This window comes from Kribbella sp. NPDC050459 (assembly GCF_040655315.1).
Classification (GTDB): Bacteria; Actinomycetota; Actinomycetes; order Propionibacteriales; family Kribbellaceae; genus Kribbella.
On the sequence record NZ_JBFAJQ010000010.1, the window covers coordinates 121,488 to 142,189 of the forward strand.

Here is a 20,702-nt window from a genome sequence, read left to right on the forward strand (position 1 = left end):
GGCGGGTTACGGTTGGGGTGGCTAGCGCGGAGGAGGGTTTGTGGCGATCAAGCGGCTCGGGCTGGTGGTGCATCAGGGACGGCCGGTGGCGGTGGAGACGGCCGAGACGGTGCGCAAATGGGCGACCGCGCACGACATCGGCTGCACCGACATCGACGTCTGGAAGGACCACCAGGAGCGGCGCACCGGGACCGACGAGCTGCATCACGCCGGTGACCCGGATCTCGTTGTCACGCTCGGCGGCGACGGGACGTTCCTGCGCGGCGCGCGGATCGCGGCCAAGAACAACGCCGCCGTCCTCGGGGTCGATCTCGGCAAGGTCGGCTTCCTGACCGAGGTGGCCTGCAAGGACGTCGAGAAGGCGCTCGAGGCGGTCCTGCACGGCGGCGCGACGTACGAGGAGCGGATGACGCTGACCATGCGCGCGTCGCGTCCGCTGGAGATCCCGACCGGGATCGAGTCGCTGCTGCGGTACGGGCACGGGCCGGCGCTGCCCCCGCCGCCGGTGCGGCACGAGATGGCCGAGGGCGACGGCTGGGGGATGGCGCTGGACGTGACCGCGTTGAACGACGTGGTCGTGGAGAAGCTCGCCCGCGACCACCAGGTGGCGCTCGGCGTGTACCTGTCCGGCCGGCTGCTGGCGTCGTACTCGGCCGACGCGGTGATCGTGGCGACGCCGACCGGTTCGACGGCGTACAGCTTCGCGGCCGGCGGCCCGATCCTGTCGCCGAACACCGAAGCGATCGTGTTCACCCCGGTCGCCCCGCACATGACCTTCAACCGGACGGTCGTCGCGGCCCCGGACGAGGCGATCGCGCTGCGGGTGCTGCCGCACTCGGGGCAGGCCGCGGTCAGCATCGACGGGCAGTTGCGCGGCGTCCTCGACCCGGGCGACTGGATCGGCGTGTACGGGTCGCCGCAGCGGCTGCGGCTGGTCCGGCTGCGGCCGACGGACTTCTACGGCCGGCTACGGGACCGTTTCCGGCTCACGGACGCGCCCGCGACGGCGCTCGACGGGCAGTCCGAGCTGTTCTGGCAGCCCGCGAACACCCCGGTGCCGCCGGACCTGCAGCATCTGCGGATCCCGCAGCCGCCTGGTGACGACCGGTAGGGTCTCTCCTCATGCGAAACGTGGTGATCCTGGCGGGTGGTTCGGGGACGCGGCTGTGGCCGATGTCCAGAGACGACAGGCCGAAGCAGGTGCTGCCGCTGGCGGCGGGACAGTCGCTGCTGCGGGTGGCGTACAACCGGCTGCTCGGCCTGGTGGAACCGGAGAACATCTACGTCTGCACGGTCGGCGCGATCACCGACGTCGTCCGCCAGGAGCTGCCGGAGCTCGGCCCGCACAACATCATCGGCGAGCCCGCCCGGCGGGACACCGCGAACGCGGTCGGCCTGGCCTCCGCGGTGGTCGCGCGCAACGACCCGGACGCGGTGGTGGCGTTCGTCGGGTCGGATCACCTGATCAGCCCGGAGGACGAGTTCCGGGCCGCGATCGAGCACGGCTTCGAGGTGGTGGAGGCGCGTCCGCGGTCGCTGGTGACGTTCGGGATCGAGCCGACGCACCCGCACACCGGGCTCGGCTACATCGAGCGCGGCGCCCCGATCGAGGGTACGTCGGCGTACGTCGTGGACCGTTTCCGGGAGAAGCCGGACCGGGAGACCGCGGAGGAGTACCTGGCCACCGGGCGGTTCTGGTGGAACTCCGGGATGTTCGTGTGGCAGGCGTCGACGGTGCTGAACGTGCTCGACGCGCTGCTGCCGGAGTCGGCCGCGCGGCTGCGTGACGTCGCCGCGGTCTGGGACACCCCGGAGCGGGAGGCGACGCTCGCCGGGATCTACCCGAACCTGCGCAAGATCAGCGTCGACTACGCGGTCATGGAGCCGGCCTCGCAGGGCAAGGTCGACGCGGACGTGGTCGTCGTACCGATGCCGGTGCACTGGCTGGACGTCGGCTCGTGGGCCGCGCTCGCGGACACCTACACCGCCGACGCGCACGGCAACCGCACCGACAGCGTCACGCTGAGCTGCCTGCTCGACTCCCACGACAACATCATCGTCACCGACGACCCGGACCACCTGGTCGCCGCGGTGGGCCTGCGCAGCCACATCATCGTCCACACCCAGGACGTCACGATGGTCTGCCCGCTCTCCGATGGCGAACGCGTGAAGGACCTGGTGGCCCAGGTCCAGTCCGACCACTCGAGCTATATCTAGCCCACGGCGAAATTCTTCGGGAGCGTTGTCGATCCGGGGACTTCCCGTTCGACCTGTGGGGGCGAGGGCCGAGAGGCGGCTCCGCGGGACGAGGAGGACACGATGCCGAAGTACATGCTGATCATGCGCGGGACCGACGAGTCGAACGCGGCGATGATGGCCTCGATCGAGGAGTCGATGGCCGCCACCCGGCAGCTGATCGAGGAGATGCTGAAGGACGGCGTGCTGCTGGCGGCCGAAGGGCTGGACGATCCGCGGCGGGGTGTCGTGGTCGACTTCGGCGGCGAGGCCCCGGTGGTCACGGACGGGCCGTACGGCGAGACGAAGGAGCTGTTCGGCGGCTACTTCCTGCTGGACGTCGCCTCGCAGTCCGAGGCGGTCGAGTGGGCGAAGCGGGTCCCGGCGGCGCGCGGTTCCAAGATCGAGGTCCGCCGGGTGGCCGGCGACGACGAGGTCCCGGAAGTCTGATGGGTACGGCGGCCGACGTCGCGGCTGTCTGGCGGATCGAGTCGGCGCGGATCGTGGCCGCGCTGACCCGGTTCACCGGCGACTTCGGGCTGGCCGAGGACGCGGCGCAGGAGGCGGTGGCCGAGGCGCTGGAGGCGTGGCCGCGCGACTACCCGGCCGATCCGGCCGGCTGGCTGATGACCACGGCCCGGCGGCGGGCCATCGACGTGATCCGCCGCCGCGTCGCCCTGCGCGATCGGTACGCGCTGCTGGCGGCCGCTGCGCCGCTCGACGAGGAGATCGATCCCGAGACGATCGACGACGACGTCCTGGCGCTGATGTTCATCAGCTGCCACCCGGTACTCGCACCCGAGGCCCGGATCGCGCTGACCCTGCGCGTCGTGGCCGGTCTGTCCAGCGAGGAGATCGCCCGCGCGTTCCTCGTACCGGTGCCGACCGTGCAGGCGCGCATCACCCGCGGCAAGAAGACGATCGCCGCCGCCGGGATACCGTTCGAGCTGCCGCCGCCGGACGATCGCCGGGAGCGGCTGAGCAGCGTGCTCAGCGTCCTCTACGTGATCTTCACCGAGGGCTCGACGGCCACGTCCGGTGATCGGCTGGTCCGGCCGGACGTCGCGTACGATGCGATCCGGCTGGCGCGCACCCTGGCGGCGTTGCTGCCGGCCGAGCCGGAGGTCCACGGCCTGCTCGCGTTGTGCGAGCTGACCGCCGCACGCTTCCCGGCCCGGACCGCGCCCGACGGTACGCCGATCCTCCTCGAGAACCAGGACCGGACGCGCTGGGACTTTGCGGCGATCCGGCGTGGGCTCGCGGCGCTGACCGTGGCGTCCACCCGCGGCTTGGGTCCGTACGGCCTGCAGGCCGCGATCGCCGCCGCCCACGCGTCGGCACTGTCCGTCGAGGACACCGACTGGGACCGAATCGTGGTCCTGTACGAGGCCCTGGGTCGCGTCGCCCCCTCACCGATCGTCGAACTCAACCGAGCCGTCGCGGTAGCCATGGCCACCGGCCCGGCCGAGGCGCTCCGCATCGTCGACGAGCTGATCGCCACGGACCGCCTGCCCGGGTCCCATCTGGTCCCCACCGTGCGCGGCGAACTGCTCACCCGCCTCGGCCGCCGCCCGGAGGCCCGCGCCGAACTCGAACTGGCTGCCCGGCTCTGTCCCAACCGGCCCGAACGCTCGGTCCTGCTCCGCAAGGCCGCCGCCCTGGACTGAACGAGAACGCCCCCGAGGAGATGCTCCTCGGGGGCGTTGCGCACTGGGCTCGGCGTCAGCCGCCGTTCGGCTCCTGGGCGTCGGTGGCCGGGTACTTGTCCATGAACTGCTTCAGGGCGTCGCCGCTGACCGAGCCGCAGAACTGGCGGTGGCCGAAGGACTTGTTGGAGGCGTCCGGGCCGCTCCAGTGGGCGAACGCCAGGTTCTTGCCGTCCGGCCAGGCCTTGCCCTCGTCCTGCTTGAAGGGGGCGGCGATGAACTTGTTGAGGGAGCTGTCCGGGAGCTTCGACTTGGCGATCTTCTCGATCTGGTCGATCTGGTCCTTCGGCAGCGTGTCCCGGTACCAGAGGATCGTGTAGCCGTGCTCCAGGTTGTGCACCAGGTTCTCGACCGCGGGCCGGTCGCCGGTGGAGTAGAACTTCTTGTCGAACGGCGCCCAGTTCGGGTAGTGCGGGCCGGAGGACGGCGGAGACACCGGGTACATGATCTTCTCGCCGTCGGGGCGGTGGTCCTGGGTGCCGCCGCCGTCGTCGTTGGTGACCGCGTCGCAGGACGCCGCCGACGCGGCGACGCCGAAGTCGGTCAGGGTCTGGTTCTTGGTCCGGGAGTCCTGGATCAGCTTGATCGCCGGGTAGGCGATGATGGCCAGGCCGACCACGATCGAGCACACCACGATGAGGATCGTGCGGCGGCGGTCCGACCGCGCCTGCTCGCGCTGCATCTTCTCGATCATCTCGCGGCGCGACTGCTTCTGCGACGACGCTTTACCCACAGTGTTGGTCTTCCCGGAAGGGGCGGCCACCGCGCCGCCTGGCGAAGGCAGTGTACGAGGTGACCCTAAGAAGTTGCCTAGAAAACTACTTCGACCGTGAGCCGAACGTGACCGTCGCCTCGCCGCCCGGGCCCGGCCGCACCGTGACGCCGTACCCCTCGGCATGCAGCAGGACGGCGAGCCGCTCGGCCACCACGCCGACGGTCACGGGCTCGTCGCCGAACACCGTGACAGCGTTGTCAGCGACATCCAGGCGGACGCCGTCGACGTCAGCGAGCAGTCCTGCCCACAGCGTCGGGTCGGCCTCCCGCGGCCCGGTCGGCGGCTGCCGGTCGAGGACGGCGGCGCGCGCGGCCTCCCGCGTCCCGAGGCTGAACATGTCGGCCTCGGCGTCCCGGACCAGCGCCCGCGCACCCGGCCCGTGCTCACCGACAGGCAGCACGGCGTCGTCCAGCCCACGCAGTACCGCGACCGGCACGCCGTCGGCCTTGCCCTTCACCAGTTCGCTGGCGCTCGCGATCTCGTCGGCCAGCGCCGGCTCGGTCACCGCGAGGACGTTGCCGTGGCTGTCCGTCGTACCGCGGAGATCCTCAACGACGCGGACGCCGGCGGCGCCGATCGCGAGGTCGGTCTGGCCGTTGCGCCACGGGCGGCCGAGCGTGTCCGTGACGACGATCCCGACGTTGACGTCGTGCCGCTGCTTCAACTCGGCTCGCAGGGCGCGCGCCGACGCGTCCGGGTCGACCGGGAGCAACAGGACTGTGCCGGGCGCCGTGTTGGACGTGTCCGTGCCCGCGGCGGCCATCACCAGGCCGTGCCGGGTCTGCACGATCCGGGTCTCGCCACGCTGCGCGACGACCCGCACCAGCTCGGCGTCGACCGCCTCCCGACGGGTGCCGTGCGTCAGCCGGCCCTCCGCCTTGCTGACGATCTTCGACGTCACCGAGACGACGTCGCCGTCGCGCAGGTCGGTGCCGTCGGCGATCAGTGCGGCCAGGTCGTCGCCGGCCGTCACCTCCGGCAGTCCGGTCACCGGGAAGATCTCCAGGTGCTTCCTCATCGCCGTACGGCCTCCGCGAGGGTCAGTGCCGCGTCAGCCATCGCGGCGGTGGTGGTCTCGTCCGTCATCCACAACGGCACGGCCTGGACGTGAATTCCGGCGCCGGCGATCGAGTCCGCCTGGATCGCGTCGGAGGTGTCGATCAGCCAGCCGTCCAGGACGCCGCCGGAGGTGCGGGAGCCGTAGTACCGCGCGACCGCCGACGCCGTCGACGCCACACCGACAGTGGCGAGCACTTTGTCCGCCATACCGCGGACCGGTCCGGTGCCGATGATCGGCGACAGCCCGATGACCGGCGCCGCGGTCTCCCGCACCGCGTCCCGGATCCCGGGCACGCCGAGGATGGTGCCGACCGAGACGACCGGGTTGGACGGCGGCACGATCAGCACGTCGCAGTCCGCGATCGCCTCCAGTACGCCGGGTGCGGGCTTGGCCTTGTCGGCGCCGACGGCAACGATTTGGTGCGCGGGGACCTCGGCCTGGTAGCGCACCCAGTACTCCTGGAAATGAATGGCTTTGCGCCGCCCGGGCTGCTCGGGGTCGTCCACCACCACGTGGGTCTCGATCCGGTCGTCGCTCATCGGCAGCAACCGCACCGGCAGCTTCCACCGGCTGCAGAGCGCCTCGGTGACCGCGCTGAGTGTGAAGCCGGCGTCCAGCATCTGGGTGCGCACCAGGTGCGTCGCCACGTCCCGGTCGCCGAGCCCGAACCAGGTCGGCTCCACGCCGTACGCCGCGAGCTCCTCCTTGATCACCCAGGTCTCGTCCTCGCGGCCCCACTTCCGCTCCTCCGAGATGCCGCCGCCGAGCGTGTACATCACGGTGTCCAGGTCGGGACAGACCCGCAGACCGAACAGGGTGATGTCGTCCGCGGTGTTCCCCACGACGGTGATCTCGGCGTCCGGGCGGGCCTTCAGGAGGCCGCGCAGGAAGGTGGAGCCGCCGATGCCGCCGGCCAGCACTGTCAATCGCATGGGAAGAGTCTGCCCGAGTCGTCAATGCGTCGGACCACCGCACGACTATGCTGCGGTGAGTCAGCACATCCGCACAGCTCAGTTGTACGGCCCCCCAACATCCGAGGAGCCCTCGTGGTCACCGACGCAACCAAGAAGCTCAGAGAGCCGGTCGCGTACATCTTGCTCGCATTCACCGGCCTGCTCGCGCTGGCCTCGCTGTTCCAGTTGTTCGTCGGCGGGATCGGCTTCGTCGCCGCGTCCGGTGGCGTGCACAGCCTGATCGTCCCGCCGGCCTTCCCGTCGCTGGTGGTGATCGCCGCGCTGGTCGGTGCGGTCTGGCTGGTCAACGAAGGCGAGCGGACGCCGAACGCGCGGATCGTCGTGCTGGGCGCGCTCGTCGTCACCGGTCTGCTCCTGCTGATCGGCCTGATCGCCACGTTCGCGCAGTTCAACGGCAGCGGCACGACCGGTGACAAGATCGTCGGCTTCATCGCCTCGATCGGCGGTCTCGCGCTGTACGGCGGTGTCGGCCTGTACGCGCTGAAGACGTTCCAGACCCTGCCCGCGCCGGTGCGTGCGCCGAAGCCGGGCCAGTTCCAGCAGCAGGGGCAGCCGGGTCAGTTCGGCCAGCAGGCGCCGTACGGTCAGCAGCAGGGCTACGGCCAGCAGGGCTACGAGCAGCAGGGCCAGCAGTACGGCGGTCAGTACGACCAGGGCCAGCAGTACGGCGGTTACGCGGCCGGCGCAGCTGCGGGTGCCGCTGGTGGCTACGCCGCCGGCCAGGACCAGGGCCAGCAGTGGCCGCAGGAGCAGGGCTGGAACCAGGGCGAGCAGCAGCAGAACTGGTCCGCCGGTGAGGCCGAGGCCCAGCAGCACGGTCAGCACGCGGCGCAGCACGGTGCGCAGCCGGGCGCCGAGCAGGCGTGGCCCGCCGAGGGTCAGGGCGTCGAGCCGACGCAGGCGTGGAGCTCCGAAGGCCAGCAGCAGTGGGGCGGCCAGGAGCAGGGTCAGCAGGCCCAGCAGTGGCCGCAGGAGCAGCAGTGGGGCGGCGCCGACGCCGGTCAGCAGCAGTGGGGCGGCCAGGAGTACGGCCAGCAGACCCCCGCGGGCCAGGAGTACGGCCAGCAGGCTGCGTCCGGTCAGGAGTGGGGCCAGCCGGAGCACGGCGCTGCAGAGGGTTCCCAGGAGCAGGCCGAAGCTCAGCCCGCCCAGCAGGCGTGGCAGCAGGAGCAGGCCTGGCAGGCCGACGAGACGCCGGCAGCGGAGCCGAAGCCGAGCGAGCCGCAGGCCGAGTCCGCCGACGAGACCCGGGTCGACCCGCGGGTCGACCCCGACAAGAACGACCAGAACCAGCAGGGTCAGGGTCAGCAGGGCTGGTGGTCGCAGCCTTCCTGATCGGGCAACAGTTCGGGCGGTCTGCGACAGCAAGCCCTTACCGAGCTCTACGGGAAAATCCCGGCAACATCAGGTTTGTGCCCGGGTACACAGCGCGAGAGGCCTGTATCTACAGGCCTCTCGTTCTTTTGCGGGCATGTTGCGGATGATCCCAATAGCAGAGCACGGCTTGACTTTCGTGGATTGCAGGAATGTAATTTCAACCGTGTCGTTCGTTAGGACACTCGGTATCGGGGACCGTTGCAGAGCGCAGGACGGACGAGGTCAGGCATGTGGACCGCAAACCCACATGTACAGGGGAACGAACAGGGTCGAGGAGGTCGTACCGTGACAGAGGGCCTGATGGCGATTGTCGACGGTGAGGCGATCGAGGAGGAGCCGAACTGGCAGGAACGGGCGCTGTGCGCCCAGACCGATCCAGAGGCTTTCTTCCCGGAGAAGGGCGGATCCACCCGCGAGGCCAAGAAGGTGTGCCTCGGCTGCGACGTCCGGGGCGAATGCCTCGAGTACGCGCTGCAGAACGACGAACGCTTCGGGATCTGGGGCGGCCTGTCGGAACGGGAACGCCGCAAGCTGAAGAAGAAGGCCGTCTGACGGTCCGAACACCAGCAGCAACAACTACACGACGGACTTCCGCGAGGCCCCGGGGTGATCACCCCCGGGGCCCGCGGCTTTCTTGACCGGGGTGGTGGGGCGGGGGAGTTGGACACAGCGTTCGGCGGGCGGCTGTATGGTGATTCCTCGCCGGGACCTGCGGTCGCGGTGACCGTCCGCAAGCATCGAGGTGTCACAGCTCCGCATGGAACAAGAAGCCCCGGCCGGCTGGGAATTCTTCGACTCCGTCGATTTCCCGACCGATCACATCGACGACCCGATGGGTCGTCCGCGGGTCCGGCATGTCGTCACCGCGGTGGTGGTCGGGCATGAAGGCGCGGCCTGGCTGCCGCGGCTGTCCGAGGCGTTGTGGGCGCTCAACCCACGCCCGGACCGGCTGATCGCGGTCGACACCGGATCCACCGACGAGACCGCCGAACTGCTCGCCGCGATGCCCGGCGTGGAGCCGGTGGTCAGCGTCTCCGCGCGGACCGGCTTCGGAACCGCGGTCGCGCGCGGTCTCGAGGCGCACGGGTTCGCGCCGATCCCGAGCGCCGTCGGTCCGTACGGCGACGACGGCCACATGCCGGTCGTGGAGTGGCTCTGGCTGCTGCACGACGACTGCGCGCCGGCGCCGAAGGCCCTGGAGAAATTGTTGCTCCAGGCCACTATGTCGCCGAACACCGGCGTCTGGGGTCCGAAGCTGCGGCTCTGGCCGCGGGACCGCGAGCTGCTCGAGGTCGGCGTCACCACGTCGCTCGGCGGCCGCCGCGACACCGGTGTCGAGAACGGCGAGCTGGACCAGGGACAGCACGACCAGCTGCGCAACGTGCTCGCCGTCAGCTCGGCCGGCATGCTCGTCCGTCGCGACGTCTGGGAGGCGCTGCACGGTTTCGACCCGCGGCTGCCGATGTTCCGCGACGACATCGACTTCGGCTGGCGCGCCAGCCGCGCCGGCTACCAGGTCGGTGTGGCGCCGGACGCGGTCGTCTACCACGCACAGGCCGCGGCGACCGGTGAGCGGGCGCTGGCCGGCACCCGGCGGCACGCGTACCAGCTCGACCGTGCCCATGCGTACTACACCGTTCTCGCGAACGCCCCGGGCAAGCTGCTGCCGCTGCTGATCCTGCGGTTCCTGTTCGGCGCCGTGATGCGGTCGATCTGGTTCCTGCTCGGCAAGACGCCGTCCGGCGCGGTCGACGAGTGGACCGCGTTGCTGGGCACCCTGCTGGCCGGCGGCTGGACCCAGGCCCGCAGGAACCGCCGGAATCTCAACCAGGTTCCGTACGACGACATCAAGAACTTGTTCTCCCGGTCGGTGCACGCATTGCGGCACAACCTGGAGGAAACGACCAGCACGATCTCCGAGCGGATCCGTGAAGCCTGGGCGGACGAGCCGGAGGAGCAGGTCGTCACGACCGCACGCCGCGCGAAGTCGACCGCGCGGGTAGCGGTCGACCAACCGAGGTGGCGGCGGCAGCTGATCCGGCGGCCGTTCCTGGTCGCGTGGGTGGTGCTGGCGATCGGTGCGCTGATCGCGGCCCGCGAGCTGATCGGCGGCGGAGTCCTGCGCTCCCATCTGCTGTTGCCGGCGCACGAGAGCCTTGCGGCGTTGTGGCATGCGGCGGCATCTGCGCCGCCCGGCGTGACCCCGCCTGCCTGGTTGGCCCAGTTCTGGGCGTTCTCGACGGTCATGTTCGGCCCGGGCGGAGCGACGAATGTCCTGCTGCTCGGCGCGGTTCCGCTGGCCGCGCTGGCCGCGTGGGCGTTGCTGCGCTCGTTCGTCGTCGACCGAGTGGCACGGGCCTGGGGCGCAACGGCGTACGGGCTGGCAGTCTTCACGAACGGCGCGATCACGCAGGGCCGGCTCGGGACGTGTGTGGCGGCGATCGTGCTGCCGCTGCTCGGAGCGGCTGTGCACACCGTCGCACGGCGGCGACGCGTCTACGTCCAGGGCAGCTGGCGGGCCGCGTGGTTCGCCGGGATCTGCCTCGCAGTGCTCCTGGCGTTCACTCCGGCGCTGGGTCTGCTGGTCGGTGTCTGCCTCGTCCTCGGCGCGGTGTTCGGGCTCGGCTGGCGGCGACAGGGACGGCAGCTGGTGTTCTCGGTCGTCCTCGGTCTGCTGCTCGTGCTGCCGTGGACGATCGACCTGGTGCGGCACCCGTCGAAGCTGGGGCAGGAGGCGGGCGGTCCGCCGACCGCGGCGATCGGTCCGGGCGACAGCCTGCCGCATCTGCTGACCGGTACGCCGATCGGTGCGCCGACGCCGTGGTGGTTCGTCGTACCGCTGATTCTCGTGGCGCTCGTCAGCCTGCTGCGTCAGTCGCGGCAGCGGTACGAGTTGCTCGGCTGGTTCGCCGCGCTGGCCGGTCTGGCCGGGACGCTGGTCGCCAGCCGGCTCGGCGGCGGCAGCGGCCCGCTGATGTTCCTGATGACCGCGGGCTGGATCATCACCGTCACGGTCGCGTGGGACTCGGTCGGCAAGTCCACCGAGCTCATCGTCCAAGGCGTACTTGGTGTCGTGCTGCTGACGACTGTCGTGACGGCCGGCTTCTGGTTGGTGCGCGGGACCGACGGCCCGCTGTGGCGCGGCCCCGCTCAGGACCTCCCGGCGTACCTCGTCGCCGCCCAGGATCCGCCGGAGAACCAGTCGATCCTGGTGGTGCGGAAGGCGCCCGAGGGGCAGATGCGGTTCTCGCTGGTCAAGGACGGCGGACCGCGGATGGGTTCGCTCGAGGCGGCGCCGACGGCGGCGCAGACCAAGCCGCTCACCGATGTCCTGGCGACTCTCGGCGGCGGCGGTAGCGGCGAGGAGGGCCGGCAGTTGGCCGCTCTCGCGATCGACTACGTGTACCTGCCCGGTCCGGTGGATCCGACGCTGCAGTCGACGCTCGACTCCCTGCCCGGCCTGACCAGGGCCAGTGCGAACGACGGTGACGCCTCGTGGCTGGTGGACCGTTCGAAGGTCGAGGGCAAGACGCCGCTGGTCGACCAGACCCACATGGTGTGGCGGATCCTCGGCCTGATCGGCTGGATCCTCGCGCTGATCTTCTGCCTGCCGACCGTGCGCCGCACCGTCGCCGTACCGCAGGGCACCCACGCGAGGAGGGTCCGGTGAGCCGGTTGCTGTCCGACCCGCGGCTGCGGATCGGAGCCGTTGTCCTGGCCATGGCCGCACTGGCCGGGCTCGGAGTGGTCACCCATCCGAAGAAGGCCGACACCCGGGTGGAGGCCGCGGTCACCGAGCCGGCCCGCACGGTCGTGAACCGGACCGCCATGGCCTGTCCGGTGCTGGCTCCCGGCGGCAAGATGACCAGCGTGGTGAACGGTGTGTCGCCGACGCTGCCCGACGGGACGCCGACCGCGCCCGGGACCGCGGAGCCGCTGTCGATCGCTCCGCTGCCCGCGACGTCGGACCCGGTCGGATCGCTGCTGAAGCGCGGCACCATCGGATCGAGCGCGCTGGCGGTGAAGCCGGAGACGCTGTCGATCCAGGGCACCGGACCGCTCGCCGCCGGCACGGTCGGCACGAGCACGACGACCGCGCAGGAAGGCGTGAACCGCGGTATGGCGAGCGTGCCGTGCCAGCTGCCCGGTTCGGATTTCTGGTTCGTCGGCGCGTCCGGGGCGAGCGACCGGCGGGACGTGCTGGTGCTGACCAACCTGGACACGGTCAACGCGGAAGTGAACGTCAGCGTGTACGCGCGGACCGGCGCCCAGGACCTGCCCGCGGCGCGCGGCATCGTGGTCCCGGCGCGCGGCTCGTCCGAGCTGTACCTCAAGCAGGTCGCACCGAACCTCCGCGACCTCGCTCTGCACGTGGAGTCGACCGGCGGACGGGTGGCGGCCGCGGTCCGGTCCAACGCGTCGAACGGCAGCGAGCCGGCTGGTGTGGACTGGCTGAACGCCTCGGCGGCGCCCGCGACCAAGGTGTTCGTGCCGGCGGTGGCGCCCGGCGGCGGCCTGCGGATCCTGTCCGTGGCGAACCCCACGGATCTGCAGGCGACCGCGAGCCTGACGGTGAACGGGCCGAACGGTCCCTTCAAGCCCGCGGGGCTGGAGACCGTGCAGATCGCGGCGGGCTCGGTGAAGACGTTCATGCTCGATCCGGTGCTGCACGGTGACGCCAGCGGTGTCACCCTGAGCTCGGACCAGCCGGTGACCGCGTCGATGCGGATGACCGATGCGAGCCGGCAGGAGTTCGCGTCGATCGGGTCGGCCGAGGCGCTGACCGGACCGGCGTACCTGGTCATTCCGGCGCACAAGCAGCCGGCGCTGCTGCAGGTGACCGCGCCGGGCAAGAACGGGAGCGTGAAGTTCGAGCTGCGGGACGCGGTCGACCGGGTGCTGAGCACGCGGAGCCTCGACGTCGTCGGCGGCGCGACCTCGCAGATCGCGTTCCCGGCGCAGCCGCGGCCGACGTACCTGATGGTTCAGCAGACGCGCGGGAGCGTTGTCGCGGGAGTCACGTTGATGCCGGCGGCGAAGCCCGCGGACGACGACGTACCGCAGGTGGCCGCCTGGCCGCTGAACACGTCACTGGTGTTCCGCGCCCAGCTGGGCGCCCAGCCCGACGTGAGCGCCGCGCTGCGCTAGGCCCTGTCAGCCTTCGTTGGTGTTGGCGCCGGGGTCCTGGAGCATGCGGAGGTGGCGCCGGCGGGCCACCTCGACCGGGGCGCCCGGCGTCCCGGCTCCGGGCTCGCGGCGCGGCAGCGGGCGTGCTGCTTCGCGGACCGCGTTCGCCAGGGCTTCCAGGTCGTCCGAGGACGGGCCGGCGGCGGCCGGGTCCGGAGCGAGCCGGATGACCTCCCAGCCGTTCGGCGCGGTGAGGCGGTCGGCGTGGTCGGCGCACAGGTCGTAGCAGTGCGGCTCGGCGTACGTCGCAAGCGGACCGAGGACACAGGTCGAGTCGGCGTACACGTAGGTGAGCGTCGAGACGGCCGGCTTCTGACATCCGGCACGCGAACAGATCCTGGCGATGCTCACGGACAGACGTTACCCCCACTAGGCTGAGCGCGTGACCGAGGCTCGCCGTCATCGCAGGCACATCGACCGCCACGGCCGCGGCATGCTCGGCCCGATCAGCAGGCCGAGCACGTTCGCGCCGCGGGGCTTGCCGCTGCAGCGGTCTGCCGCCGCACAGTTCGACGAGGTGGTCGCGATCGAGGTGACGCGGCTGGAGAAGCGGCTGCCGCAGGTGGTCGCGCGGGTCGAGTTCGCGATCGAGGACGTGCCGAACCTCGACCTGGACGCCACCGAGATCCCGCTCACGCACGCCACCGGCGGCACCTCCCACGAGCCGTACCGGATCGTCGTGTTCCGGCGGCCGATCGAGCTCCGCGCCGAACGCTCCGGCGCCGGCCTGGCCTGGCTGGTCCGCTCCGCGCTGGTCCTCGAGCTCGCCGACGTCCTGGCCCTCTCCCCGGAGCAGATCGACCCGGACTTCGATTCCGACGACGACTGAGCTGCCCGTTACCGGTCTGTTAAAACAAGTCGGTTGACGGGTGTTGAAACCTGTTCCGTAGTGTGGGAAGCGGTTGTGTCCTTCGTTGTCATCGGGAGAGGATCGTCTTTGTGAACGATCAAAAACTGCGGGTCGGAGTCGTAGGGCTGGGCTTCGCCGGACGGACGGCGCTGGAGGCGTTCTCCGAGCTGCCGGACGTCGAGGTGATCGCGCTGGCGGGTCTGGAGAAGGACGTCCTGACCAGCCTGGGCGAGAAGCACGGCGTACCGCATCTGTACGAGAAGTGGGAGGACCTGCTCGAGACCCCGGGCCTGGAAGCGGTCAGCATCGGTACGCCGACGCAGCTGCACGCCCCGATCGCCCTCAAGGCGCTCGAGAAGGGTCTGCACGTGCTGTCCGAGAAGCCGCTGGCGCGGACGGTGGCCGAGGGCACCGCGATGGTCGAGGCCTCCAAGAAGGCCGGCCGGGTGCTGAAGGTCGTCTTCAACCACCGCGAGCGCGGTGACGTCGCGGCGCTCAAGCACCAGATCGACGAGGGCCAGCTCGGCCGGATCTACTACGCGAAGGCGCACTGGATGCGCCGCAACGGCATTCCGGGGATGGGCGGCTGGTTCACGAACCGGGAGCTGTCCGGCGGCGGCCCGCTGATCGACCTCGGGGTGCACATCCTCGACATGGCGCTGCACCTGATGGGCGAGCCGCAGGTGACCACGGTCTCCGCGGACACCTTCGCCGAGCTCGGCCCGCGCGGCAAGGGCAGCCGCGACCCGAACGCGAACACGCTCGGTTCGGCGTTCGAGGTGGAGGACCTGGCCACGGCGTACCTGCGCCTGAAAGGCGGCGGTGCGCTGCAGCTGGAGACCAGTTGGGCGACGTTCCGGGCGCCGGGCGACAACTTCGGCATCGAGCTGTTCGGTACCGACGGCGGCGCGAAGATCGAGGTGCAGAACTACACCAGCGACGACACGCTGCGGATCTTCACCGATGTCGGCGGCGTACCGGCCGAGGTGAAGCCGGCGACCGGCGCCGGGCTCGGGCACCGCGCGGTCGTCGCGGAGTTCGTCCGGATCGTCAAGAGCGGTGAGTGGGAAGGCCAGAACGGGTCCGAGGCGCTGCTGCGGACCGAGATCATCGACGCCTGCTACGCCTCGGCGAAGGCGGGACGAGAGGTTGTGCTCAATGACCAGGACAACTGACGGTCCGATCCGCGTCACCGTCTGGGGCGAGAACGTCCACGAGGGCCGCGACGAGACTGTGCGCAAGGTCTACCCGGACACCATGCACGAGACGATCGCGGCCGCGCTGCGGGACAAGCTCGGCCAGGAAGTGGTCGTCCGTACGGCGTGGCTGCAGCAGGACGAGCACGGCCTGACCGAAGAGGTGCTCGCCGACACCGACGTGCTCACCTGGTGGGGTCACGCCGCGCACGGCGACGTCGACGACGCGGTCGTGGACCGGGTCCAGCAGCACGTGCTGTCCGGCATGGGCCTGATCGCGCTGCACTCGGCGCACTTCAGCAAGATCTTCATCAAGCTGATGGGCACCACCTGCTCGCTCGACTGGCGGGCGGAGAACGACCGTGAGCTGATCTGGACGGTCGCCGCCGGGCACCCGATCGCCCAGGGCATCCCGCACCCGCTGGTGATCGAGCGCGAGGAGATGTACGGCGAGCTGTTCGACATCCCGCAGCCGGACGAGCTGGTCTTCGTCAGCTCGTTCTCCGGCGGCGAGGTGTTCCGCTCGGGTTGCTGCTACCGCCGCGGCCAGGGCCGGGTCTTCTACTTCCGCCCCGGCGACCAGGAGTACCCGACGTACCACCAGCCGGAGGTCCAGCAGATCATCGCCAACGCGGCGAGGTGGGCCGCTCCGACCAGCCCGCGGCAGCTCCCGACGGTCCACCACCGCAAGGACGCCGGCTGGTTCGACAAGGCCTGAGGCTCTCAGAGTCTCCGCTGCCAGGTCAGGTGGCCTTCGTCCATGGTGGCGTGGCCGTCGGCGCCGGCCGCGACGTTGGGGTCATGCGTAGCGATGATCACCGCGGCGCCGCGGCCGGCTTCCCGGCGGAGGAGGTCGAGCACTCGCTCACGGTTCGTGCCGTCGAGTTCGCTGGTGGACTCGTCGGCGAGGATGACGCGGCCCTGCTGGGCGAGTCCGCGGGCGACGGCGACGCGTTGCTGCTCGCCGCCGGACAGTTCCTCGACCAGATGGTCGCCGCTGTCCTGCAGGCCGACGTCGGCCAGTGCCTGCTCGACGTGACGGTCGACCGCTTCCGGTTCGGTGCGCTTGGCGAGCAGCGGCAGCGAGAGGTTCTCCCGGGCGGTCAGGACCCGGGCCAGACCGTTGCCCTGCGGGATCAGTACGACGCCGTGCGCCGCGGCCGCGGGCCGGTCGGCGATCGTCAGGCCGTCGACCTCGACGTGGCCGGACTTCGCCCGGACCGCGCCGGCGATGGCCCACAGCAGCGAGCTCTTGCCCGCACCGGACGGCCCGCTGACCGCGAGGACGAACCCGGGCGGCACGTGCAGCGACACGTCCGCGACGGCGACCAGTTCGTCGTAGGCGACGGTGAGGTTGGAGACCGTGATCACGACTGACCTTCTTGCTGTACAGGGCTCAGGCGAACGTCGCCGTCCTCGGTGGTGGTGACGCGGAGCAGGGTTCCGGGAGCCAGCAGTTCGGCGACGTGCGGCGGCAGCGGCAGCGATCCGTCGGTGGCGACGACCGCGAACTCCTCGCCGCTGCGCCCCTCGGACGCGATCCGGCCGTCGCGGATGGTGACGGTCCGGGGCAGCACCGCGGCGACCTCGGGGTCGTGGGTGACCAGCAGCACCGTCATACCGGTGCTCTCGTTGACGGTCGAGATCGCGGCGAGCACCTCGTCCCGGGCCCGGTGGTCGAGTTGGCTCGTGGGCTCGTCGGCCAGCAGCAGGCCGGGGAACGTGGCGATCCCGACCGCTACGGCGCAGAGCTGGATCTGCCCGGGCGTGAGCGACGTCAGCGGCGTACGGGCGTGGTCGGCCAGGCCGACCAGGTCGAGGACTTCCTCCGGCGCCGGCAGGGACTGGTCGCGCGCCGCGGCCCGCTGTGCGTAGCGGACGTTGTCGACGGGGGACAGGTAGGGGATCAGATTGCGCCCGGCTCCCTGCAGCACGATGCCGATGTCACGTGCCCGCATCCGATCGAGCTCCGGCTCGGTCATCGTCGTCAGGTTGTGCTCGCCGATCTGCAGGCGCCCGGCGCTCGGCGTCAGCAGGCCGCCGCACAGCTGCAGCAGCGTGGACTTGCCGGCGCCGGACGGGCCGAGCAGCCCGACGAACTCACCAGGACGCACCGTGATGCCGATGCCCGACAAGGCCGCGACGTCATGGCCCTGGCTGCGGTAGATGTGCACCAGCCCGCTCGTGCTGATCGCCAGGCCGCTCACGACAGCTCCTCCCGGATCCGGACGTAACCCGCGCGCCGGTTCACGCCGGTGCCCAGGACCAACGTGGTCGCCGTCAGCACGACGGTGCCGGCCAGCCAGAGAATCACCGCTCCGGACCAGTTGATCGCCAGGTCGAGCGGGATCGGCGACGGTTCGGACGTCTCCGCGAACAGCGGGAACATCGGCAGCGCGATATGGGCGCCGACGATGCCGCAGACCGACCCGAGCAACGCTGCCAGCGCGACCGGCCCGGTCTGTTCCCACCGCGCTGCCCCTCCGGTCGTCGACGCCGGTACGCCGTTGATCCGCAGGCTCGCGTAGTCCTGCGCCCGGGATCGCCAGGAGCTGACGCCCATCAGCAGCAGCACGATGACCGCGAGCGCCCAGCTGGCGAGTCCGACGACCGGGGTGAGCTGGAGCGCGAGGGCGCTGGCGGAGCGCCCGTACCCCTCGATCCGGTCGGACCGCCGATCGACGAGGGTCGGGGTCAGCCCGGCCGCGGTGAGCCCGTCGACGACCTTGCCGAGGTTCGCGAGCCCGTCGGCGTTCAGCCAGAGCTCGAGATCGGTCGAGGTGTCGTCGACGTTCCCGCCGAGCCGGCGGACGGTCTCCAGGTCCATCACGGCGGCGCGTTCGGTGTGCCGCGGCATCGGTGTCCGCAGGCTGTCCACCTTGGTGATCGGGATCGACAGTCCGTCGAGGCCGGGCACGGTCTGGACCTCGCTCACGGAGAAGTCCTGACTCACCAGCGCCGGGACAGGGGTGGGGATCGCGGCGTGCTGGAGGGTCAGGTCGCTCCCGAGGCTGGTCACCTCGAGCGTCAGTCCGTTCGGCCGACTCTTCGCCGCGATGTGGCTCTGGTCGTCGTCCCCTGCCGGCGGGCCGCTCGTCCAGTCCTGGGCCCTACCCAGCGGGATCGACGGCTGGGTGTCGGTCGCCAGGTGGCTGATCGCGATCTCGCCCTTGGCGCCCACGGGGTCACCCACCTCGCGGGCGACCCCGAGCCGGATCAGTTGGCAGGACGGCCGGCAGTCCATCGGCGTACTCAGCTGGACCGGGCCGCTGCGGCCCAGCGGTATCGGCGGGAAACGCACCAGGTAGCGCGCCCCTCTGCGCTGGTTGACCACCGTCGCCTGCAGGATCACGGTCCTCGCCCGGCCCTCGGGGGCGAGCTCCTCGCCGTCACTGGTGGGCGGTGCGTACGACGCCGTCGTGCCGACGTCGGCGGTCACCTTCAGTTGGTCGCCGACGACCTTGATCGGCTGCGGCTCCGCCGGAGCCCGGAGGTTGCCGAACCCCTCGGTCTCGGCGAGCCGGTCGCCGCGGAAGGCGATCCGCCGGTAGCTGTCCGGCTCGATCAGCACGGCGCGCAGACTCTCGGCCGCGGGCGCCTGGGTGAGCACGACCGGCGTCAGCCAGCGCCGGTCGGGATCGACCTTGTTGATCGCCGCGGTGAAGTCGATGAGGTTGATGGTGTCGATCGCGAGGACCGCCTCGGCGCCGGTCTCGTAGCCGGCCCTGGTGTCCCGGTTGCGACCAGCCACCGAAGCCGCCTGGCCGGCGAACGACACCAGGCCGGTCGCGACGGCGACCACGGCGACGAGCCGCGTCACGGCTGGACGCCGGGCCACCTGCAGAGCGCCGAGAGCGAGACCGAGACGCCCGTTGCGCAGCGCCCGACGGCTCACCAGGCCGGCGGCCGGGAGCAGCAGATGGGCGAAGGCCAGGCCGGCGGCCAGCGCGAGCAGGGTCGGGGTCAGGATCGGCAACGGACCCCGTCCGCCGCTGGTCAGTCCGGTCACCAGTCCGGCCGATGCGACGACGATGACGATCAGATCGATCAGACCGATGGTCCGGTGGCTTCCGCGTGGCGCGATCCGCCGGAGCAGGCTGGAGATCGGCCGGCGTACGACCGTACGAACCGACAGCGCGACGACCGCCAGCCCTGCCAGAGCTGCGAGACAGACCGCGGCCGGAACCGTCCACGGCACTTCCAGGGGCGGTACTCCGGCCAACCAGGCCGCTCGTACGGCGAGGAGCATCGCGAAACCGGCGGCCGCGCCGAGCACCGTACCGAGCAGCACGGGCACGCTCAGCTCGACGGCCAGCGTCCGGCCGATCGACCCTGCTCCCGACCCGCGGAGTCGCGAGACGGCGAGCTCGGGGCGGCGCTGGTCGACCACCGTGGCCAGCGCGAGCGCCAGGACGACCACCCCGAACAGCGCCACCTGCACCATCACCAGCGGGATGATGGTCGTGGCTTGGCGCCGCTCCGCCTGGATTCCGTCGATGACGTCGATCAGTCCTGAGCTGTTCTGCGCGTCGATGCCGCGTTCGGCGATCTGTACTTCGAGCTGATCGGTCACCTGACGGATCCGAGCCAGGTCGTCGACTCGCACGCTTCCCGGCTGCGGGCGGGTGTCCAGCGTCGAGTAGGCGCCCCAAGGCCCCGCGGAGAGGGTGTCCCGCTCGGTGAGCAGGAAGTCGCCGAGCGCGGCCTGCGAATCGCTGGCCTGCCGCGAGTTCCCGATCGGTCTCCGGCCGAACCAGAAGATGGCCTCGGCGTCCGCCTGGTAGATCCCGACCACGCGGAGCGGGCTGCGCGCGGGGTTGCCGGCGGGCTGGGCATTGATCGTCGCCCCGACCGCCAGGCCGAAGTTCTTCGCGTCCGCTGCCGACGCGGCGACCTCACCGGGGCTGCGGGGACACCGGCCGGCGGTCAGTTCGAGTTGGGCGCAGTAACCGTCGCGCCAGACCACCCGGCTCTGGACGGTCGGTCTGTCGTCGCCGAGGCCCCAGATCACTGCTGCGGCCCGCCCGTACACCGGCGGCGTGAACTGCTGCTTCAGGTCGGCAGGGATCAGTTGGTCGAGCTCCTCGGGCGGAGTCGATTCGGCCGATCCGCCGACGGTCGTCTTCGGGACCGTCTTGACCTGCCAGGCCGCCGAGTTCCACTGGCGCGCCAGGGTCTCGGTCGTGACGGTCTGTTCGACCGCGCGCGCGAACCAGGGCGCGAACGCCGCGCAGGTGCCGATCAACAGGCTGACCCCGGCCAGGACCATCGCCTGGGACCACCGGTACCGCAGAGCCTGCCGCAGGAACATGTTTGGCCACCCCCCAGCCGCCAGGTCACGC

Annotated in this window: 18 protein-coding genes; 11 read left to right on the forward strand and 7 right to left on the reverse strand. The window is 71.0% G+C overall.

All coding sequences use genetic code 11. The features are described 5' to 3' along the window. Positions 1-40: 40 nt before the first annotated feature. The 4 genes from AB0I12_RS28665 to AB0I12_RS28680 all read left to right on the forward strand — a co-directional run bounded on the left by AB0I12_RS28665 (position 41) and on the right by AB0I12_RS28680 (position 3,902). Positions 41-1,111 (forward strand): NAD(+)/NADH kinase, encoded by a 1,071-nt coding sequence (locus tag AB0I12_RS28665; protein ID WP_359935276.1) that lies wholly within the window; start codon positions 41-43, stop codon positions 1,109-1,111. An 11-nt stretch (positions 1,112-1,122) separates the two neighbouring features. Beyond that, positions 1,123-2,217 carry a sugar phosphate nucleotidyltransferase gene (locus tag AB0I12_RS28670; RefSeq protein ID WP_359935278.1) on the forward strand — a complete coding sequence of 365 codons (1,095 nt, stop codon included), beginning with the start codon at positions 1,123-1,125 and terminating at the stop codon, positions 2,215-2,217. A gap of 102 nt (positions 2,218-2,319) precedes the next feature. Then, positions 2,320-2,685: a YciI family protein gene (locus AB0I12_RS28675; protein ID WP_359935280.1), complete on the forward strand. Its 366-nt coding sequence runs from the start codon at positions 2,320-2,322 to the stop codon at positions 2,683-2,685. After that, positions 2,685-3,902 carry a DUF6596 domain-containing protein gene (locus AB0I12_RS28680; protein WP_359935282.1) on the forward strand — a complete coding sequence of 406 codons (1,218 nt, stop codon included), beginning with the start codon at positions 2,685-2,687 and terminating at the stop codon, positions 3,900-3,902. The genes AB0I12_RS28675 and AB0I12_RS28680 overlap by 1 nt, the downstream gene beginning before the upstream one ends. A gap of 55 nt (positions 3,903-3,957) precedes the next feature. On the opposite strand, the gene AB0I12_RS28685 is transcribed toward AB0I12_RS28680, so the two are convergent. The 3 genes from AB0I12_RS28685 to cofD all read right to left on the reverse strand — a co-directional run bounded on the left by AB0I12_RS28685 (position 3,958) and on the right by cofD (position 6,708). After that, the gene (locus tag AB0I12_RS28685; RefSeq protein WP_359935284.1) at positions 3,958-4,674 is read right to left on the reverse strand and encodes a DUF3105 domain-containing protein; all 717 of its coding nucleotides are present in this window, start codon (positions 4,672-4,674) and stop codon (positions 3,958-3,960) included. 85 nt (positions 4,675-4,759) lie between these two features. Then, the gene (locus tag AB0I12_RS28690) at positions 4,760-5,734 is read right to left on the reverse strand and encodes a coenzyme F420-0:L-glutamate ligase (RefSeq protein ID WP_359935286.1); all 975 of its coding nucleotides are present in this window, start codon (positions 5,732-5,734) and stop codon (positions 4,760-4,762) included. After that, entirely contained in the window at positions 5,731-6,708 is a 978-nt protein-coding gene (gene cofD / locus AB0I12_RS28695) for a 2-phospho-L-lactate transferase (protein WP_359935288.1), read from the reverse strand. Before cofD ends, AB0I12_RS28690 begins: the two co-directional genes overlap by 4 nt. Positions 6,709-6,822: 114 nt before the next feature. On the opposite strand from cofD, the gene AB0I12_RS28700 reads away from it, so the two are divergent. From AB0I12_RS28700 to AB0I12_RS28715, 4 genes are all read left to right on the forward strand, one after another. After that, the gene (locus AB0I12_RS28700; protein ID WP_359935290.1) at positions 6,823-8,085 is read left to right on the forward strand and encodes a hypothetical protein; all 1,263 of its coding nucleotides are present in this window, start codon (positions 6,823-6,825) and stop codon (positions 8,083-8,085) included. A gap of 327 nt (positions 8,086-8,412) precedes the next feature. Further along, entirely contained in the window at positions 8,413-8,679 is a 267-nt protein-coding gene (locus AB0I12_RS28705) for a WhiB family transcriptional regulator (protein ID WP_132150138.1), read from the forward strand. 205 nt (positions 8,680-8,884) lie between these two features. Next, on the forward strand, positions 8,885-11,797 hold the full coding sequence (locus AB0I12_RS28710; RefSeq protein WP_359935292.1) for a glycosyltransferase family 2 protein: 2,913 nt from the start codon (positions 8,885-8,887) through the stop codon (positions 11,795-11,797). Then, positions 11,794-13,275: a DUF5719 family protein gene (locus AB0I12_RS28715; protein ID WP_359935294.1), complete on the forward strand. Its 1,482-nt coding sequence runs from the start codon at positions 11,794-11,796 to the stop codon at positions 13,273-13,275. Before AB0I12_RS28710 ends, AB0I12_RS28715 begins: the two co-directional genes overlap by 4 nt. Before the next feature lie 6 nt (positions 13,276-13,281). Here AB0I12_RS28715 and AB0I12_RS28720 read toward each other — a convergent pair whose 3' ends face one another. Continuing rightward, on the reverse strand, positions 13,282-13,665 hold the full coding sequence (locus AB0I12_RS28720) for a DUF3499 domain-containing protein (protein WP_355696637.1): 384 nt from the start codon (positions 13,663-13,665) through the stop codon (positions 13,282-13,284). A 31-nt stretch (positions 13,666-13,696) separates the two neighbouring features. Here AB0I12_RS28720 and AB0I12_RS28725 point away from each other — a divergent pair, with 31 nt between their 5' ends. From AB0I12_RS28725 to AB0I12_RS28735, 3 genes are all read left to right on the forward strand, one after another. Continuing rightward, on the forward strand, positions 13,697-14,143 hold the full coding sequence (locus AB0I12_RS28725) for a metallopeptidase family protein (RefSeq protein WP_355473422.1): 447 nt from the start codon (positions 13,697-13,699) through the stop codon (positions 14,141-14,143). Positions 14,144-14,253: 110 nt separating this feature from the next. Continuing rightward, entirely contained in the window at positions 14,254-15,339 is a 1,086-nt protein-coding gene (locus AB0I12_RS28730) for a Gfo/Idh/MocA family oxidoreductase (RefSeq protein ID WP_355696640.1), read from the forward strand. Further along, complete coding sequence (locus AB0I12_RS28735) at positions 15,323-16,078, forward strand: ThuA domain-containing protein (protein ID WP_359935297.1); 756 nt, start codon at positions 15,323-15,325, stop codon at positions 16,076-16,078. Before AB0I12_RS28730 ends, AB0I12_RS28735 begins: the two co-directional genes overlap by 17 nt. Before the next feature lie 5 nt (positions 16,079-16,083). On the opposite strand, the gene AB0I12_RS28740 is transcribed toward AB0I12_RS28735, so the two are convergent. From AB0I12_RS28740 to AB0I12_RS28750, 3 genes are read right to left on the reverse strand one after another with little or no spacing between them, the layout of a single operon-like run. Then, on the reverse strand, positions 16,084-16,731 hold the full coding sequence (locus tag AB0I12_RS28740) for an ATP-binding cassette domain-containing protein (protein WP_355696644.1): 648 nt from the start codon (positions 16,729-16,731) through the stop codon (positions 16,084-16,086). Further along, positions 16,728-17,567, reverse strand: coding sequence for an ATP-binding cassette domain-containing protein (locus AB0I12_RS28745; protein WP_359935299.1), 840 nt, complete (start codon positions 17,565-17,567; stop codon positions 16,728-16,730). The genes AB0I12_RS28740 and AB0I12_RS28745 overlap by 4 nt, the downstream gene beginning before the upstream one ends. Next, a complete protein-coding gene (locus AB0I12_RS28750) occupies positions 17,564-20,671 on the reverse strand; it encodes an FtsX-like permease family protein (RefSeq protein WP_359935301.1) in 3,108 nt (1,035 codons plus the stop codon). Before AB0I12_RS28750 ends, AB0I12_RS28745 begins: the two co-directional genes overlap by 4 nt. Positions 20,672-20,702 lie beyond the last annotated feature (31 nt).

Bases quoted from the DNA above. Each gene is read 5' to 3' on its own strand.
- AB0I12_RS28710 (WP_359935292.1), top strand. From the start codon at position 8,885: ATGGAACAAGAAGCCCCGGCCGGCTGGGAATTCTTCGACTCCGTCGAT.
- AB0I12_RS28680 (WP_359935282.1), top strand. From the start codon at position 2,685: ATGGGTACGGCGGCCGACGTCGCGGCTGTCTGGCGGATCGAGTCGGCG.
- AB0I12_RS28690 (WP_359935286.1), bottom strand. From the start codon at position 5,734: ATGAGGAAGCACCTGGAGATCTTCCCGGTGACCGGACTGCCGGAGGTG.
- AB0I12_RS28675 (WP_359935280.1), top strand. From the start codon at position 2,320: ATGCCGAAGTACATGCTGATCATGCGCGGGACCGACGAGTCGAACGCG.
- cofD (WP_359935288.1), bottom strand. From the start codon at position 6,708: ATGCGATTGACAGTGCTGGCCGGCGGCATCGGCGGCTCCACCTTCCTG.
- AB0I12_RS28735 (WP_359935297.1), top strand. From the start codon at position 15,323: ATGACCAGGACAACTGACGGTCCGATCCGCGTCACCGTCTGGGGCGAG.
- AB0I12_RS28750 (WP_359935301.1), bottom strand. From the start codon at position 20,671: ATGTTCCTGCGGCAGGCTCTGCGGTACCGGTGGTCCCAGGCGATGGTC.
- AB0I12_RS28670 (WP_359935278.1), top strand. From the start codon at position 1,123: ATGCGAAACGTGGTGATCCTGGCGGGTGGTTCGGGGACGCGGCTGTGG.